18 protein-coding genes and 1 riboswitch are annotated in these 17197 nt (G+C 53.7%); of the genes, 14 read left to right on the forward strand and 4 right to left on the reverse strand.

Features of this window, described 5'->3' with window-relative positions; translation table 11 throughout:
* Positions 1–4: 4 nt before the first annotated feature.
* Positions 5–694 carry a 23S rRNA pseudouridine(2604) synthase RluF gene (gene rluF / locus AAFJ72_RS03850; protein ID WP_432776126.1) on the reverse strand — a complete coding sequence of 230 codons (690 nt, stop codon included), beginning with the start codon at positions 692–694 and terminating at the stop codon, positions 5–7.
* Complete coding sequence (locus AAFJ72_RS03855; RefSeq protein WP_432776127.1) at positions 684–1355, reverse strand: MOSC domain-containing protein; 672 nt, start codon at positions 1353–1355, stop codon at positions 684–686. Before AAFJ72_RS03855 ends, rluF begins: the two co-directional genes overlap by 11 nt.
* A 141-nt stretch (positions 1356–1496) precedes the next feature.
* On the opposite strand from AAFJ72_RS03855, the gene AAFJ72_RS03860 reads away from it, so the two are divergent.
* From AAFJ72_RS03860 to AAFJ72_RS03890, 7 genes are all read left to right on the forward strand, one after another.
* Positions 1497–2945, forward strand: a complete 1449-nt coding sequence (locus AAFJ72_RS03860) for a nicotinate phosphoribosyltransferase (RefSeq protein WP_432776128.1) — start codon at positions 1497–1499, stop codon at positions 2943–2945.
* A 186-nt stretch (positions 2946–3131) separates the two neighbouring features.
* A complete protein-coding gene (locus AAFJ72_RS03865; protein ID WP_432776129.1) occupies positions 3132–4391 on the forward strand; it encodes a Glu/Leu/Phe/Val family dehydrogenase in 1260 nt (419 codons plus the stop codon).
* A 247-nt stretch (positions 4392–4638) separates the two neighbouring features.
* Positions 4639–5553, forward strand: coding sequence for a homoserine O-acetyltransferase MetA (gene metA, locus AAFJ72_RS03870; protein WP_432776130.1), 915 nt, complete (start codon positions 4639–4641; stop codon positions 5551–5553).
* Positions 5554–5757: 204 nt separating this feature from the next.
* Complete coding sequence (locus tag AAFJ72_RS03875; protein ID WP_432776131.1) at positions 5758–6642, forward strand: LysR family transcriptional regulator; 885 nt, start codon at positions 5758–5760, stop codon at positions 6640–6642.
* Between the two features lie 98 nt (positions 6643–6740).
* Positions 6741–7130 (forward strand): CidA/LrgA family protein, encoded by a 390-nt coding sequence (locus AAFJ72_RS03880; protein ID WP_432776132.1) that lies wholly within the window; start codon positions 6741–6743, stop codon positions 7128–7130.
* A complete protein-coding gene (locus AAFJ72_RS03885) occupies positions 7108–7806 on the forward strand; it encodes an LrgB family protein (protein ID WP_432776133.1) in 699 nt (232 codons plus the stop codon). The genes AAFJ72_RS03880 and AAFJ72_RS03885 overlap by 23 nt, the downstream gene beginning before the upstream one ends.
* Before the next feature lie 102 nt (positions 7807–7908).
* On the forward strand, positions 7909–8739 hold the full coding sequence (locus AAFJ72_RS03890) for a protein-glutamine gamma-glutamyltransferase (RefSeq protein WP_432776134.1): 831 nt from the start codon (positions 7909–7911) through the stop codon (positions 8737–8739).
* 66 nt (positions 8740–8805) lie between these two features.
* Here AAFJ72_RS03890 and solA read toward each other — a convergent pair whose 3' ends face one another.
* Positions 8806–9939, reverse strand: a complete 1134-nt coding sequence (gene solA / locus AAFJ72_RS03895; protein ID WP_432777143.1) for an N-methyl-L-tryptophan oxidase — start codon at positions 9937–9939, stop codon at positions 8806–8808.
* A gap of 277 nt (positions 9940–10216) precedes the next feature.
* Between solA and AAFJ72_RS03900 the strand changes: the two genes are divergently transcribed.
* The 5 genes from AAFJ72_RS03900 to AAFJ72_RS03920 all read left to right on the forward strand — a co-directional run bounded on the left by AAFJ72_RS03900 (position 10217) and on the right by AAFJ72_RS03920 (position 15573).
* Positions 10217–11944, forward strand: coding sequence for a methyl-accepting chemotaxis protein (locus AAFJ72_RS03900; protein ID WP_432776135.1), 1728 nt, complete (start codon positions 10217–10219; stop codon positions 11942–11944).
* Between the two features lie 157 nt (positions 11945–12101).
* On the forward strand, positions 12102–12833 hold the full coding sequence (locus AAFJ72_RS03905; RefSeq protein ID WP_122903272.1) for a ZIP family metal transporter: 732 nt from the start codon (positions 12102–12104) through the stop codon (positions 12831–12833).
* Between the two features lie 105 nt (positions 12834–12938).
* Positions 12939–13754: a flagellar motor stator protein MotA gene (gene motA, locus AAFJ72_RS03910; RefSeq protein WP_432776136.1), complete on the forward strand. Its 816-nt coding sequence runs from the start codon at positions 12939–12941 to the stop codon at positions 13752–13754.
* A complete protein-coding gene (gene motB / locus AAFJ72_RS03915; protein ID WP_432776137.1) occupies positions 13747–14553 on the forward strand; it encodes a flagellar motor protein MotB in 807 nt (268 codons plus the stop codon). Before motA ends, motB begins: the two co-directional genes overlap by 8 nt.
* 210 nt (positions 14554–14763) lie before the next feature.
* The gene (locus tag AAFJ72_RS03920; protein ID WP_432776138.1) at positions 14764–15573 is read left to right on the forward strand and encodes an alpha/beta hydrolase family protein; all 810 of its coding nucleotides are present in this window, start codon (positions 14764–14766) and stop codon (positions 15571–15573) included.
* 36 nt (positions 15574–15609) lie between these two features.
* On the opposite strand, the gene AAFJ72_RS03925 is transcribed toward AAFJ72_RS03920, so the two are convergent.
* Positions 15610–16071, reverse strand: a complete 462-nt coding sequence (locus tag AAFJ72_RS03925) for a low molecular weight protein-tyrosine-phosphatase (protein ID WP_432776139.1) — start codon at positions 16069–16071, stop codon at positions 15610–15612.
* A gap of 190 nt (positions 16072–16261) precedes the next feature.
* A riboswitch (guanidine-I (ykkC/yxkD leader) is annotated at positions 16262–16364 on the forward strand.
* A gap of 110 nt (positions 16365–16474) precedes the next feature.
* Between AAFJ72_RS03925 and AAFJ72_RS03930 the strand changes: the two genes are divergently transcribed.
* Positions 16475–16828, forward strand: coding sequence for a DMT family transporter (locus AAFJ72_RS03930; protein ID WP_432776140.1), 354 nt, complete (start codon positions 16475–16477; stop codon positions 16826–16828).
* Complete coding sequence (locus tag AAFJ72_RS03935) at positions 16825–17139, forward strand: DMT family transporter (RefSeq protein ID WP_432776141.1); 315 nt, start codon at positions 16825–16827, stop codon at positions 17137–17139. The genes AAFJ72_RS03930 and AAFJ72_RS03935 overlap by 4 nt, the downstream gene beginning before the upstream one ends.
* Positions 17140–17197: the final 58 nt, after the last annotated feature.

Genomic DNA, 17197 nt, shown 5'->3' on the forward strand with positions numbered 1-17197 from the left:
GGTCTTACGAAAGGCTTTTTTTCAATTCCCGCAACTCTTCACTGGTCAAATTGCGCCATTGACCGATCTTCAAATTGCCCAGCTTGATGTTCATGATCCGCACGCGCTGAAGCTTTTGCACCTGGTAGCCGAACGCCTGGCACATGCGCCGGATTTGTCTGTTCAGTCCTTGCGTCAGGATGATGTTGAAGACGCGGTCGCTGACTTTGGTGACTTTGCAAGGCTTGGTCACGGTTCCGAGTATGCGTACGCCGCTCGCCATGCCGTGCAAAAAATTGGCGGTGATAGGCTTGTCGACAGTAACGATGTATTCTTTTTCGTGATTGTTTTCCGCGCGCAAAATCTTGTTTACGATGTCACCGTCGTTGGTCAGCAGGATGAGACCTTGCGAGTCCTTGTCCAGTCTGCCGATGGGAAAAATCCGTTCCGGATGGTTGATGAAGTCGATGATGTTGCCTTTGACGTGCAACTCGGTGGTGCAAGTGATGCCGACAGGTTTGTTGAGGGCAATGTAGATGCTTTTTTTCTTCTGGCCGAGCGGCTTGCCGTCAATGCGCACGTCGTCGCCAGGTGCGACAGTGCTGCCCAGCTCGGCAGGCACGCCGTTGATGGTTACGCGTTTGGCCTCGACCAGTTTGTCTGCTTCGCGGCGCGAGCAGATGCCGGTTTCGCTGATGAACTTGTTAATTCGCATGGAGGCTTCCTTTTTCTAGTTGTTGTTGTTTTTCCAGGAGGTTGTTTTTCCACGGTTCAGCCAGTTCCTCGACCTCCAGCATGTACGCAATCGTCTCATGCGAGAGCGACTGGTTGTGGTAATACAGGTGGTGGAGTGAAGCGACCGTTACGCGCTTGGGATGGGCCTCAAGCAGCGTAATTGCAGAGTCTGGTCGGATCGTGCCTTCCTGCAGGACGCGGAAAAAGTACCCGGTGAAGCCCGTTTCCACGACAGCTTTGAGCAGGAGGTTGTTCTTGTTGCGCATGTTGATCTTCCCACAGGGAATTCTGCCCTGCGACACCTGGAGAATCGTATCTCCGATTTGGTACACATCCCCGATACATACCTGTTCTTCGGTCATGCCCAAAAGCGAAAGATTCTCGCCAAAAGCGGAAGGCGTCAAGGGCTGGCCGAATCTCTTTTCCCAATACGCATAATGTTCAAATGGGTACGCGCAGACGACGCGATCCGGCCCGCCGTGAAAGGCATGAAACGCTACGTCGTCGTCATCAATTTTTAGGGAGCGAACGACCAATTCGCTGGCCTCGTCCTTACCTATGCTGGAAAGCACTTCTTTGCCGTTGTAGCTCAGGTTTTTCGGCAGTCCTTTAAATAAGGAAACGATTTTTCTGTCGGACATGTTTTTCACTCCCTGTGTGTCATTCTTGCCAATTATGAATCCATATTATCACATCAATCTTTCGAAGCTCCACCGCAGATGGGCACGGGCAGACAGTTCTGGTATGATGTTGGAAAGGAATCCACAGGAGGCTTATGCGATATGCAATCATATGGTGTGGCATTGCACACAGATAAATATCAGATCAACATGATGTACGCGCATTGGGTAAACGGGACGCACAACCAGCGGGTGGTTTTCGAAGCGTATTTCCGCAAACTGCCTTTTGGCAACGGGTACGCAGTTTCCGCGGGGCTGGAGCGAATCGTTCATTATATAAAAAATTTGCGGTTTGAAGAAAGCGACCTGCAATATTTGCGGGAGCAGGAGGAAAATTACGATCCGGCCTTCTTGGAGGAACTGCGCAACCTGCGCTTCCAAGGTTCGCTCTACTCCGTCAAGGAAGGCACGATGGTGTTCCCGAACGAGCCGCTGATTCGCGTGGAAGGCCGCGTCATGGAGGCGCAACTGGTGGAAACCGCCCTGCTGAACTACATGAACTACCAGACGCTGATTGCGACAAAAGCTTCGCGAATCAAAAACGTGGCGGGCGACGACATCCTGATGGAATTCGGAACGAGACGGGCGCAGGAAGCAGACGCTGCCCTGTGGGGAACGAGAGCGGCGTATTTGGCCGGCTTTGACGCGACCTCCAACATGCTTGCGGGAAAAATGTTCGGCATCCCGACAAAAGGAACGCACGCACACTCGTGGGTGCAGAGCTTTGAGGACGAGGAAGAAGCATTCCAGCGCTTTGCCGATGCCCTGCCGAACCAGGTGACGCTGCTCGTAGATACGTACGATACGCTGAAAAGCGGCGTTCCCCATGCCATTTCCGTCGGGAAAAGACTGGAGCGGGAAGGCAAAAAGCTGATCGCTGTGCGGCTGGACAGCGGCGACCTCGCCTATTTGTCCACCAAAACACGCGAAATGCTGGACAAAGCGGGGCTTACCGATGTGAAGATCGTCGCTTCCAACGATCTGGACGAGCATACGATCATGAACCTGAAAGTACAGGGGGCGAAGATCGACAGCTGGGGAGTGGGCACGCAACTGATTACGGCAGCGGATCAACCGACGCTCGGTGGTGTTTACAAGCTGGTCGCTCGCCAGGACGCGAACGGGGTCTATCAGCCGACGATCAAGATTTCGGCCAATCCGGAAAAAGTGACGACTCCCGGCATCAAGGACATGTACCGACTGATCGATCCTGATACGGGCAAAGCGATTGCCGACTATTTGTGCTTCCCGGAGGAAACGACGATTGCCGAAGGTGCTCCGGTCAATCTGATTAACCCGAGCCATCCATATTTGAACAAGCAGCTAACCCGCTACCGGGCAGAAGCGTTGCTGATCCCGGTTTTTGTCGACGGAGAGCTGGTGTACCAGTTGCCCAACCTGGAGGAGATTCGCCGCTACCACCGCGAGCAGCTCAAGCAGTTTTGGCCGGAATATTTGCGGATGCTCAACCCTGAGCACTATCGCCTGCATGTGAGCGAGAAGGTGTGGGAGACGAAAACCGCGCTGATGCAGGCTTATATGAAAAAATAAAGCGCAATACACCTGCTGTGTCGTGAAGATGCGGCAGGTGTATTTTTATGCAGAAGAACAAATAACTGCAATTGTGTGAAAAAACAAAAATAAATCGCCTGAATTTGTAAAATTCGTAGTATAATAACTGCATTCATCCTTTAGTCCTGTGCTAGGGTGATGCAAGATAGGTGGGGAGGATCAAGCATGCAAAAGACAGTAGAAAAAGAAAACCTGAATCCATACGAGATTGTCCAAAGGCAGATTGACGCGGCAGCAGCGCTGCTTCAGTTGCCAAGCCATGCAGTCGAAATCTTGAAAAGACCGAAGCGGGTGCTTGCCGTCAGCTTTCCGGTCAAAATGGACGATGGCAGTGTTCGCGTATTCGAAGGATTTCGTTCCCAGCACAATGATGCGGTGGGGCCAACAAAAGGAGGCATCCGCTTCCATCCTGACGTCACAATGGATGAGGTAAAAGCGCTCTCGATGTGGATGTCGTTCAAATGCGGTGTCGTCGGTCTGCCGTATGGCGGAGGAAAAGGCGGCGTCATCTGCGACCCGCACGAGCTGAGCCCAGGCGAGCTGGAGCGCGTCAGCCGCGGTTTTATGGAAGCAATCGCGGACATTGTGGGACCTGACACGGATATTCCTGCGCCGGACGTGTACACGACACCGCAGATCATGGGCTGGATGATGGATACTTACAGCCGACTGAAAGGCGCGTATTCACCAGGCGTCATCACAGGCAAGCCGATTGCAGTTGGCGGTTCCAAAGGAAGAAATGAAGCGACTGCCCGCGGATGTGTCTTCACGATTTTGGAGGCGCTCAAAGATTCGGGCCGCAAGCCAGCGGAGACGACAGTCGCGATCCAAGGGTTCGGCAATGCAGGGCGGATTGCAGCCAGACTGCTGACAGAGCTTGGCTTTCGCATCGTCGCTGTCAGCGATTCGCGCGGCGGCATCTACGACCGTGCAGGCTTGAATATCCCGAAAGTCGGGCAGTTGAAGGACACATCCACGATTTTGGACTATCCGGGGGCAACCGTCATTACCAATGAACAGCTGCTGGAGCTGGAAGTTGACATTTTGATTCCGGCTGCACTGGAAAATGTGATTACAGCCGAGAATGCCGGGCGCATCCGGGCCAAGTGGATTGCAGAAGCTGCCAACGGTCCGACGACTCCGGATGCCGACGCGATTTTGCGTGAAAAAGGAGTCGTGGTCATCCCTGACATTCTCGCCAACGCGGGCGGAGTGACTGTGTCCTACTTCGAATGGGTGCAAAACCTGATGCACTATTACTGGTCCGAGCAGGAAGTGAACGAGAAGCTGCAAACCGCAATGGTCAACGCATACCGGGCAGTGGCGGAGCTTGCGAAAAAATACAACGTCGACCTGCGCACAGGCGCGTACATGATCTCGCTGCTGCGCATCAAGGAAGCCATGGAAGCGCGTGGCTGGATCTGACAAACAGGGAATACAATGAAAGCCTCTCGCAAGCTGTTGGCGAGGGGCTTTTCGCTCATATCGCCACTCCAGAAAAAGACCTGCTATTTTGGTTGAAAGAAAGGTATAATAATTTGACGAAAAATTGGCGGAATAACGAAACTTAGATAGATACTTTCTGTTTGAAGCAGGAAACCAAGTATTTTTGTCGAATTTGTCGGATTAGTGTTTTTTACCTGCTTTGCAAATAGTGGAAAGGGGGAGCATTATGCCAATCAAACTGCCTGACGAGCTACCTGCGGTGGAAGTGCTGGCCCATGAAAATATTTTTGTCATGAAAGAAAGCCGTGCGTTCACGCAAGACATCCGGCCGCTGAAAATCGTCATCCTGAACCTGATGCCTTTGAAGGAAACAACGGAAACACAGTTGCTTCGCCTCCTGGGGAATACGCCCCTGCAGGTGGAAATCGTTCTGTTGCACATGTCCAGCCATACCTCCAAAAACACATCGGAAGAGCATCTGTCGATGTTTTATAAAACGTTTGAGGAAATCAAGGACCAGCGCTTCGACGGCATGGTGATTACGGGAGCGCCTGTCGAACAGCTCGAATTTTCCGAAGTGACGTATTGGGAAGAGCTGAAGCAGATTTTCGACTGGAAGCTCACCAATGTGACTTCTACGCTGCATATTTGCTGGGGGGCGCAGGCCGGACTGTACCATCACTTCGGGGTGCCCAAGCATCCGTTGCCGGAAAAGATGTTTGGGGTTTTCCCGCATACATTGAACAAGAAAAATGTAAAGCTGTTCCGCGGTTTTGACAATTGCTTTTACGTCCCGCATTCCCGTCATACGGAAAATCGCCGGGAGGACATCGAAAAAGTACCCGAACTGGAGATTTTGTCCGAGTCCAAGGAAGCAGGTGTGTACATCGTCGCGACGAAGGATGGCAGACAAATTTTCGTGACTGGACATTCCGAGTACGATCCGACCACTTTGCAGGACGAATATCAGCGGGATCGAAACAAAGGGCTGGACATCGCCGTGCCGCGCAACTACTATCCCGACGATGATCCGAGCCGCGAGCCGATCGTTACCTGGCGCGCGCACGCCAATCTGCTGTTCTCCAACTGGCTCAACTATTACGTCTACCAGGAGACACCGTACGATCTGAACAACCGTTAGCAGATAGCAGCCGGAACAGCAGGCCGCACGACCATTACCGCTTCCTGCGGCGGCAAGCAGGCGACAATCCAGGCCACCGTCAAATAAAAAGCAGGTCACAAGCCAGGGCGGCAGATGCGTCCTGGCTTTTTCAGCGGCGTAAAGGCTGTGGTAAGCTGGAGAGAGGACAAGCATCAACGCGAACGGAGCAGGTGGAGTTAGCAGATGGATATTCGACAACTGCAATACTTTGTGGAAGTAGCCAAACAAAAAAATTTTACAAAAGCGGCCAACACGCTTCACGTTTCCCAGCCGTCGATCAGCAAGATGATGAAAGCGCTGGAGGAAGAGCTTGGCGTCGTGCTGCTGGACCGCTCGGAGCGGAAAATGGAGCTGACGGAAGCGGGCGAGCTGGTGTACGGGTATGCGACAAAAGTGCTGCAACTGTTGGAAGGGATGACCTCATCCATCGCGCAAATCCGCAATATCGAGCGCGGGCGGGTGAAAATGGGCATGATGCCGACCGTCGGCTCTTTTTTGCTGCCGAATGTGATCGCCATGTTCAAAAAGCAATATCCGGGCATCGAGCTCGAAATGAAGGAGTACAGCGCCAAGCTCTTGGAAATTCAGGTCGAGCAGGGGAGCGTCGATCTCGGACTGACGGTTTTGCCGACGGATGAGGAAAAGTTTTCCGCAGTTCCGCTGGTGGCAGAAGACCTCGTCGCGATCGTGCATCAAAAGCATTGGCTGGCAGGCGCAGACGAAGTGAATCTGGCGCAGTTGCGGGACGAGGACTTTATTCTGTTCACAGAGGAGTACGCGATTCACGATGTCGTTCGCCAGGCGTGCAGAATGAGCGGCTTTGAGCCAAAAGTGGCCTATATGAGCTCGCTGTGGGACTTTGTCGGGGAAATGGTGGCGACACAGCTCGGCATCTCGCTGCTTCCGCGCTCGATTGTAAGACGCCTGCACAACGACCAGCTATATTCGGTAAACATCTCGTCTCCCGCGATCGACTGGCAGTACGCCCTCATTTACCGCAAGGACGGCTACCTGTCCCATGCGACGCGAGCCTTCATCGACTTTGTGCGGCAGCATTTGTCGCCATAACCAAATGGAATAGAAATCATGATGTTTATGTATTGTACGAATGGTATCGGGACGCTTTAGAATGAAGGTACCAACATGAAGGAACCGGAGTGGTCTCGATGAAAAAATGGTGCTTGCTGCTTGGACAAGTTTTGCTCCTGTATGGATTCGCCTGGCTGGGTAAAGGAATCGCTTCGTTTTTGCCTGTCCCTGTCCCCGGCAGCCTGATCGGGCTGTTGCTCTTGTTCATTTGTCTGCACAAAGGCTGGGTGCGCCTGCAGTGGGTAGAGGCGGGAGCCACCCTTTTGTTTTCGCAAATGATTTTGTTTTTCGTGCCGTCTCTGGTCGGCATGATGCAGTATCCTTGGCTGCTCGGAGGAAAAGGACTGCTCGTTTTGCTGGTCGTCACAACCGGTTGTGCGCTCGTGATGGTTTCGACAGGCGTTGTTGCTGAGCGGTTGTTCAGACGAGGCGAGGTGAAGCAGCTTGATCCTGTGGAAAACGTGTAGCGTAGTCCTGACGATTTTGTTTTTCTACATGGCGAAGCGGATCAACAAAAAGCGGCCGAGCCTCCTGTTTTCCCCGGCTGTACTTGTGCCAGCCGCGCTGATCGTCTTTCTTTTGCTCGCGGACATCCCGTATGCTGTCTACAGTGAAGCGACAGCGTGGATCAGTGAGCTGATGGGAGTGGCGACGGTTGCGTTTGCCGTGCCGCTGTATCGCAACTGGTCTATCTTGATGGCGCACAAGCGGATGATTTTGCTGAGTCTCGCCACTGGCTCCCTGATTGCGATTATCGCGGGCGTGTCGACAGTTATGCTGGTCGGGCTGGGCAAGGCGGCGGCGATCAGCGTCATTCCTCGTTCGATCACGCTGCCGATTGCCCTTGGCGTCTCGGAGGCGATTGGCGGCCTCCCGACGATGACAGCGATATTCGGGATGCTGACCAGCTTTGCAGGCGTTTTTCTGGCACCGCGGATTATCCAAAAAATGAAGCTGCGCCATCCGGTGTCGATCGGCCTGATGTACGGCATGGGGGCGCATATGCTCGGAATGGTCAAAGCGTTCGAGCGGGGCGACACCGAAGGGAGCAGTGCGACGCTGGCGGTGATTGCCGGGGCGATGATTACGGTCGTGTGGGCGTTCACGCTGTTGCCTCTGATCTTGTATTGGCTTGCTGGTTAGGTTCATTTGGGAGAGCTTCCTGGCAAGCTCTTTTTTTCTGCACATGGACATGGGCGCTTGCATACACATACCAGGGACGGTGTTGTGCAGAGGAGGTTGTCTATGTTAATCATCAGTGGCAGACGGGCAAATCCCGACGTTTTGGCCATGGAGTGGGGATTGAACCCGGTGCAGCGGGAAGTCGTGGAGCGGATGGCAGAGAGCCAGGAGGAGTTTTCCTACCCATCCCCGGAGTTGCTGCAGTTCGAACTGAAGATGAGGGATCATCTGGTGCGCTCGGCAAGGGCACTGTATGCGAGCGGAATCGCTTTTTCCACTTTTGAACAATCGCGGGCCAACGAAGCGTACTGGGAGCGCACCGAGCTGGGCGGCTTTCGGCTGAGACCGGGAGTGTTGCCCTCGCAGGGAATCAACAACATTTTTCAGGAAGGCAGAAAATATGCGACAGAGTGCGCGACAGCGATGGTCGCCATTTTGTACCACGCTGTTCTCCAGTCGATCCGCAGGGAAGATTTCGAGCGGCTGTTCGCGGATATTTTGCTCTACGACTGGCGCTACGATCAGGATCTCGATCTGCAAACAGTCCGGACGACGACGTTTTTGCCGGGCGATATTTTGTATTTTGCCAACCCGGATTACAATCCCGACAAGCCGCAATGGCAAGGGGAAAATGCGGTCGATCTGGGCAGAGGGCTGTACTACGGGCACGGAGCGGGGATTCGGAATGCCGAGTCGATGATCGCGTTTTTGAACGAACAGCGCAGGCCAGGGGCAACCAGGTCCGCGTACCTTGTTCCCCAGGCGACACGTCCCGGCTTCGCCTATTTGTTTCCGTACGACAACAGGCGTCCGCAGGTGCGCTTTGAGCAGCGAGCAGCAGACATGGGCAGCCGGATCACGGCTCAGATCGGTTCGCTCTATTGGGAATGGTGAAGATGAAAAAGCCTCTGGGCCGATGGACTGGCGAGAGGCTTTTTGCTGATCGCAGTTTGACAGCAATCAGGAAAAACGGCTGAGCGAAAACATGGACAAATCAAGCTTGGATTCCCCGTCGATGAGCAACTGGCAGGCTGCTTCGCCTACGGCGCTCGCGAACTTGAAGCCGTGTCCGGAAAAGCCGGCGGCAAAGACGATGTGCGGGCTGTCCGGATGGCGGTCGATGATAAAATGCTCGTCGGGCGTCATCGTATAGATGCAGACTTTGCCCTGGCGCAGCCCTCCTGCCGCCTGTGGCATGTACGTCTCCAAAAACGAACGGACATCGCCTTCATCCGACAAATAGCAGCCAAAGGTTCGCTCCAGCGTGTCTGGATCGATTACTTGCCCCCCGTCATGGCGGCCGATTTTCACGCCTGCCCCGTCGATGCTCGGAAAGCCGTAGAACATCGAATCGTCGAGATGGAAGACGAAGGCGGGGAACCGATCCGCGCCGTACAAGCTTTCATCTGCTCCGAACCAGGCGATGGTTTTGCGCGTGGGTACAAGCGGAACGGACAAGCCAAGGTCTTGCAGCAGCGGTGCGTTCCATGCCCCGGCGGAGACGAGAAGCTTTTGACCGCGATAGCTCTCGGAGTCAGTGTGCACGACCACTTCTTCCCCGTCCATTTGCAGGCTGGTTACTTTTGTGTTTGTCAGCAGTGTTGCGCCAGAGGCTGTGGCCAGCTTGCGATAAGCGTGAATGGCCTTTTCCGGATAGAGGACGCCGGAAGCAGGCTCCAGGCAAGCGTAAAAGTGATCGGGCAGCTCGATGCCTGCCCAGCGCTCGCGCACCTGTTGGGCGGTGAGCACTTCGAGCGGAAGCGAGTAACGCTCGGCGCTCTCCCGCACTTCCCATAAAAAGGCGCAATCGTGCGCTCCTGCACTCAACACGCCTGTTTGGTTGAACAGCTTCACGCCGGAAGCCTGCTCCAGCTCGGCCCACATTTCCTGTGCCCGCAAGGCGAAAGGCACGTACTGCCTGCCTTCTCCGTAAGCGTGGCGGATGATCCGGGTGTCTCCGTGGTGGCTGCCCATCGTGTGCGGCGGATCAAAAGCGTCAATCAGGAGCGTGCTGATCCCCCGTCTGGCCAAATAGTACCCGGCGGCCATTCCCATTGAGCCTGCGCCGACAATGATTACCTCGTATGTTTGCATAATGGACTCCTCCCCGTTGATCGTGGCTGCCTGTTTTTGCTGCGAAAAAGCGCGAAGCATCCTCCAAACTCTTTTCCCCATTATAGAGTTTCTTTTTTTCTCGTAGCAATCAATCTGATGAAAATTCTGATAACGATATTTTTTATAAATGTTAGTTGTTGTTATTTATGGCAGGGAGTACAATTTGTCTCGAGCAGGTTTACCTTGATCTTGCAAAGGGAATACGCTCTGAAATAATAATTAATATCATGACAAAGTGGAGAGAAGTGGTGTTTCTATGAGATGGACGATTGGAAAAAAGCTGGGTTGCGCGTTTGCCCTGATTCTTCTGGTGATTGCGTTTATGGGGGCCATGAGTGCATATAGAACAAGCCTCATCAACAGCAAAGTCGAAGAAATGAAGACCGTGTGGCAACCAGGATTGGAAGTCATATTGAAAATCAACTCGACGCTGGAAACGATCTACGGCCTGAATCAGACGATCCTGAACACGGAATCGCTGGCAGAAAAGAACAGATACGCCGGACAAATTGATGAAAACTTCGTATACATCGACGGATTGCTGGCCAGCTATGAAAAAACGATTGTAGATGAGGAAAACCGAAAGCACTTCAACAGCTTGAAGGAAGCGATGAAGCAGTACGAAATTTTCAACCAGGAATTTGTGGAAGTCGGCAAAAAGATGGACATCAGGCGCGCCGCGACACCGGAAGAGCTGGCTGAGCTTTCGCGCGTGCGCCAAAAAGCGACCGAGCAGTTTGTGGAGCGGATGAATCATATCGATGCCATGATTGAGCATAACAAAATGGGAACGGAACGGGCAGGCAAGGAAAGCGCCGAGCTTTACGCGGCTCTCAAGCGGGACAATCTCATTACACTCGTCGTTTCCATCGCGGGTTGCCTGCTTTTGGCTCTCTGGCTGACGAGAAGCATTCGCCGCCCGGTCCTGCGGCTGGTGGCGGAAATGAAGAAAGTAGCAGACGGAAATTTGCGCGTGGAGCCGCTGGTGGTCAAAAGCCGGGATGAGATGTTCGATTTGGCCCAATCTTTCAATGAGATGACGCAAAGCCTCAAAGAGGTAATTCGCCAGGTTGGCACGACATCGGATCAGGTAGCGGCATCGGCCGAGGAACTGACTGCCAGCGCAGAGCAGACGAGCCGGGCGACCGAGCAGATCGCGGTTACGGTCCAGGAGGTTGCAGCAGGTACGGAGCGTCAGTTGGCGAGCGTGGAGCAAGGGGCAAAAGCAATCGACGACATGTCCAGGGGAATCCGCCATATCGCGGCCAACGCCCAAGAGGCATCCAGCATGGTTGTTCAGGTGGCGTCGATGGCGGGAGAAGGAAACAAGTCGATCCAGGCAGCCGTTCAGCAGATGAACGCCATCCACAATTCCATACGCGAGCTGGCCGGGGTCGTCGATGGATTGGGCAACCACTCCCAGGCGATCGGGCAAATTATCGAGGTGATTACCGGCATTGCCGAGCAGACCAATCTGCTTGCGCTCAATGCAGCGATTGAGGCAGCACGGGCAGGCGAGCACGGCAGGGGCTTTGCCGTCGTTGCAGACGAAGTGCGCAAACTGGCCGAGCAGTCGTCCCAGTCGGCACAGCAAATCGGACAACTGATTCAGACCATTCAGGCCGACACGAAGCTCGCTGTGGAATCAATGGAGTCGGGAACAAGAGAAGTGCAGGAAGGAATTTTTGTGGTGAATCACGCGGGAGAGACGTTCGAACAGATTCAACTGTCGATCACAACCGTGGCCGAACAGATCCAGGACGTGTCGGCAGCCGCGCAGGAAGTATCCGCGCACTCCGAGCAAGTCGTGCAAGCGATCGAGCTTGTCAGCGAGGTGTCGGAGGTCGCAGCCGACGGTACACAAAACGTCTCCGCTGCTACGGAGGAGCAGCTCGCCGCGATGGAGGAAATTACTTCTTCGGCGACAGCACTCTCCAATATGGCGGAGGAACTGCAGCAGATGATTAGCCGATTCAAAGTGTAAGGAAAACGCCAGTCGCTCTGGCGTTTTTTTTGTTGCCATCGCGCTCAAATTTTTAACATGTTCCGCCTTGTTTTATTATAAGCTAACAGAAGGGACAATCTTGCCTCCTGTATTTGGACGAATGAATGCAACATAACATATTCGTGGGGGAACTTGCATGGAACAGCTTTTGATGGGGAGCTTTTTGTCCGCGATGGCAACGGGTGTCGGAGCTCTGCCCATTCTTTTTTTCCGCACGGTCACGCACCGGTGGCGGGATATTCTTCTGGCCTTTACCGCCGGCATCATGGTGGCGGCAGCGACGTTCAGCCTGATACCGCAGGCGATGGCCAACGCCTCGTTTACGATTGTCTGTCTGGGCGTGCTCACCGGGACGCTTTTTCTCACCATTTTGGAGAGCGTGATTCCACATATTGATTTGGAGCACACCAGAGTCAACATCGCGATGGACTCGCAGGCGATGCTGATTTTAATGGCGATTACCTTGCACAATATTCCGGAGGGGCTGTCCGTCGGGGTGAGCTATTCAAGCGAGCAGCCGGAGCTTGGCGGCTTGATTGCGTTTGCCATCGGTCTGCAAAACGCGCCGGAAGGCTTTCTCGTCGCCCTGTTTCTGATTAATCAAAAGGTCAGCCGGCTCAAAGCGTTTTTCCTGGCGACGATGACGGGAGCGGTGGAAATCGTATCCGCAATCTGCGGCTATTACCTCACAGCAGTAGTCGAAGGGCTGGTGCCGTACGGCCTCGCGTTTGCAGCGGGCGCGATGCTGTTTATCGTCTACAAGGAGCTGATCCCGGAAAGCCACGGGGACGGTCATGCGCGCTCGGCAACTTTTTCGTTTATTTTGGGCCTGTTGGTCATGATCGGGCTGGTACAGTTTTTCGGATGAGCGGGTTTTTTGCGAAAGAATAAGCAAATTCTCTCACAAAAGCGGCGAAAAAAACCGAAACCATAATATAGATAGATTTCGATTATGGTAATAGGGAGTGTCACGATGGAAAAGTCTACCTTGATAGGTATCGTACTAGGTATTGTTGCAGTAGTGGTCGGGATGGTTCTCAAACACGCGAACCTCTCTTCCCTGCTAAATCCGGCAGCGTTCATGATTATCATCGTAGGTACGGTCGCCGCCCTTTTCAACGCATTTCCCATGTCGGAAATCAAGAGGATTCCTGCCCTTTTCAAGGTTATTTTTAGCGAGCAAAAACTCCCTGCCAAAAGGGAATTGATCGGTCAGTTCATGAACTGGGCTTCCATCGCCCGTCGTGAAGGGTTGCTCGCGCTGGAAAACACTTCCGATGAGATCGAGGACCCATTCCTGCGCAACGGCATGAAGATGATTATCGACGGGGGAGAGCCGGAATTCGTCCGCGACGTGCTCAATGAAGAAATTCACGCCATCGAGGAACGCCACCAGGCTGGCGCGCTGGTGTTCAGCCAGGCGGGCAGCTACGCTCCGACTCTTGGGGTACTCGGAGCGGTAGTCGGTCTGATTGCGGCGCTCGGCAACCTGAGCGACATCGACGCGCTCGGCGTTTCGATTGCGGCAGCGTTTGTGGCGACTTTGCTCGGTATTTTTACCGGGTACGTGCTGTGGCACCCGTTTGCTACCAAGCTGAAAAGAAAATCCAAACAGGAAATCGAGATTAAAAAAATTATGGTAGAAGGACTTCTGTCCATCCAGGCGGGTGTTTCTCCTGCTGCCATTGAGCAAAAGCTTTTGGTGTACATCCCGTACAACGAGCGTGCCGAGATGAAGGAAGAAGAGAAGGAAGAGAAAAGGGAGGAAGGAGCTGCGGTAAATGGCTAAGCGACCAAAGAGACATGCTCAGCACGAAGAGCATATGGACGAGTCTTGGCTGATTCCGTACGCGGACCTGCTTACCCTCCTGCTTGCTTTGTTTATCGTATTGTTTGCCTCCAGCGAAATGGACGCCAAAAAGTTCGATCAGATGGTTCGCTCTTTTAACGTTGCGCTGAACGGCGGAGTGGGTGTGCTGGACCAGCCAAGCCCGATCCCGCTTGACCCGAACCTGATGCAGCAGTCGATCCATAAAGGTGCCCAAGAGGAAAGGCAGAAGACAGAAGAAGAGAAGAAGCTGGAGGAAGCCGTCCGTAAAGAGACAGAGGACTTAAAAAAGCTGCAAACACAGCTGGAAGGCTACATCCAGCAAAACAAGCTGCAGGACAAGCTCCAGACGAAGCTGACCGATGAAGGGCTGCTGATTACGATTTTGGACAACGCCTTGTTTGACTCCGGCAGCGCGGTGCTGAAACCGGAAGCGAGAAAGCTGGCAAGCGAAATGGCGGCGATGCTCGTACCTCATCCGAAAAAAGTGACAGTGACCGGACATACGGATAACGTGCCGATTCATCGTCCGGAATTTCCATCCAACTGGGATCTTTCCGCCAAGCGCTCCGTCAACTTTTTGAAGGTGCTTCTGGAAAACAAAAATCTGGACCCGACCAAATTCAGCGCGACAGGGATGGGCGAGTACCACCCGGTAGCACCGAACACGACAGCCGAGGGTCGGGCGAAAAACAGACGGGTAGAAGTAGCGATTTTGCGTGATCTGGCTACCCCGCCGAAAAACAGTGTCAATCCATAAGCAAAAAGGATAGCGCCGGATTCAGGTGCTATCCTTCGTTATTTTTGGAAGCTTTCGCTGCTTTTTTCTGCTTTCTCGACAAAGCTGATTCTTTCGTTCGATGGTGATTTGCGAGCCAAGCACACTTGACATTTTGGTGGAAAAAGGGGATAATAAACCTCATAACAAAGTAAACTACTCGGAATACTTTAGATAAAAGAGGTGAGCTCTTTGGAACGGACATTACATATTCCAAGCGATACAGTTACGTTGACGGCTACGCTGCATGAGCCAGAGCAGCAAAACGGCAAGATCGTTGCCAAATACCCATTGGTTGTGATCTGCCATGGCTTCATCGGCAGTCGGGTTGGCGTCAACCGCTTGTTTGTAAAGGCAGCCAGAGAGCTCGCCGCGAGCGGGTTTGGCGTATTGCGCTTCGACTATGGCGGCTGCGGGGAAAGCGACGGCGACTACGGGGCTGGCGGGCTTGATGTACTGTTGAAGCAGACGCGCGATGTGCTGGATTACGTTGCCGGGCTAGAGCATGTCGATCAGGAGCGGATTACGCTCATTGGACATAGCCTTGGAGGAGCTGTTTCCGTCCTGACGGCAAGCCAGGATAAGCGGATTCACTCGCTTGCGCTGTGGGCTCCTGTAGCACAGCCCTTTGACGACATCGTGCGGATTGTCGGGGAACAGGAGTACCAGGACGCGCTGACATTAGGGAACACGGATCACAATGGCTATTTGCTCACAGGGCGGTTTTTCCAGTCGTTGCACGGAGCCCAGCCGCTGCGCCATGCCAAGCAGTTTGAGGGGGACGTCCTGATTTTGCATGGCAATCGTGACGATGTGATTCCTGTCGATGCGATGTTCCATTATGAGCGGGAGCTGCATTTGCGCAGAAGAGGTGCGTGCGAAACAGAAGTGATTGTAGGCGGGGATCATACGTTTTCCTCGGCGGACAGCTACAGCAAGCTGATTGGCAGTACGATAAGCTGGCTGACACGGCTGTGGGAGGAAAAGACGGTAGCCGTATAGCCAGATAAACAAGAAAGGGATGCCCGGAGCAGCAGGCTATCCCTTTTTGCTTTTGATTTCCTCCAAAAGACCGCGGCAGCCAGCTTCCACCAGGTCGTAGACGTAGGTGAAGCGCCCCGTGTAATAAGGGTCTTCCACGTTTTGCTCCTGAACGGCGTGCGCAAAATCGAGCAGGCGGTACACTTTTTTGCCTGCGGGAGCCATTCGCGTGAGCGCCGCCAAATTTTCCTCGTCCATGCATACGATGTAGTCGTACTCGGCAAAATCATTGCGGGTAATCTGGCGGGCGCGCAGCGTGTCGAAGGCGATGCCTTTTTCCGTCAAAACCTTTTGCGTACCCTTGTGCGGTGGCTCACCGGCATGCCAGCCGCCGATCCCCGCCGAATCAATGGAAATTTCCCCGGCCAAGCCTTCCTGCTCCACAAGATGGCGAAAAACGGCTTCTGCCATGGGAGAGCGGCAAATATTGCCCAGGCAGACAAACAAGACGCTTGTCATCGGTTTTCTCCTCCTCACTCGTCTGGTTGGTTTGGGACGATCCTTCTGTATGCTAGAATAGCACAGGAAGCGGATTTTGAAAAAACGATTCACGAAAGGGCGGGGCTGCTTGCAGGTGTGTCCTGCTCTTGCCATCATCGCCTAGCTTTTGCTACAATAAGCGCGAGTTATCTCATGCACCAATTGCATATTTGCTGTTTTCTAGGGTTCCGCGGTCAGCAGGCTGGCCGGACTGGTCCGAGAGAAAACACACGGCTGCGGTCGTGACACGGAGGGACAAAAGCCCGGGAGAATATCTGTGACGGTATTCGCCTGTGGCTTTTTTTGCTTGTGTGAAAAAATGGCTCCGGGTGACTGCGCACAAGATGCACTTGGGGAACGAGGAAGAAAAGGAGGAATCGCGGTGGGAAAAAACTGGCTTCTGGTTGTGATTGCCGCTCTGTTTGAAGTGATGTGGGTAGTGGGCTTGAAAAGTGCCGACAGCTTCTGGGAGTGGTTGATGACCGTAATCGCTATCCTGGTTAGTTTCGCGGTATTGATCTACTCAGGCAAGCGCCTGCCGACCAGTACGGTATACGCCGTTTTTGTCGGACTGGGGACGGCGGGGACGGTGATCGTTGAGATGGTGGTTTTTCAAGAGCCGTTCAGCTGGGCCAAGATCGGGCTGATCGCTCTTTTGCTCGCCGGGATTATTGGCTTGAAGCTGGTAACGCATGAGCAGGAAGAAGATTCGCACAGGAAGGGGGAAGTCGCATGACATGGGTGTCTTTGATTTGTGCCGGACTGTTTGAGGTGGTCGGCGTCATGGGAATTTCGCAGGTGAACCAAAAGCCGTCGCTGCGCTCCTGGGCGGTGCTGATCGGCGGATTTTCGCTCAGCTTTCTCCTGCTGTCTGTCGCGATGCGCGAAATCCCGATGGGAACGGCGTATGCGGTATGGACGGGTATCGGTACGGTCGGCAGCGTCTTGGCAGGAATGCTGTTTTACGGGGAGCCAAAGGACGGGCTGCGCCTGTTGTTCATCGGCCTGGTCATCGTGTCAGTGGCAGGCTTGAAGCTGCTGGGATAAAGGCACGCGGCGAATTAACAGGAAAAGCCCCTCACCTGATGCTGCAAGGTGAGGGGCT

The sequence above is a fragment of the Brevibacillus gelatini genome, from assembly GCF_050920745.1.
GTDB lineage: Bacteria > Bacillota > Bacilli > Brevibacillales > Brevibacillaceae > Brevibacillus > Brevibacillus gelatini.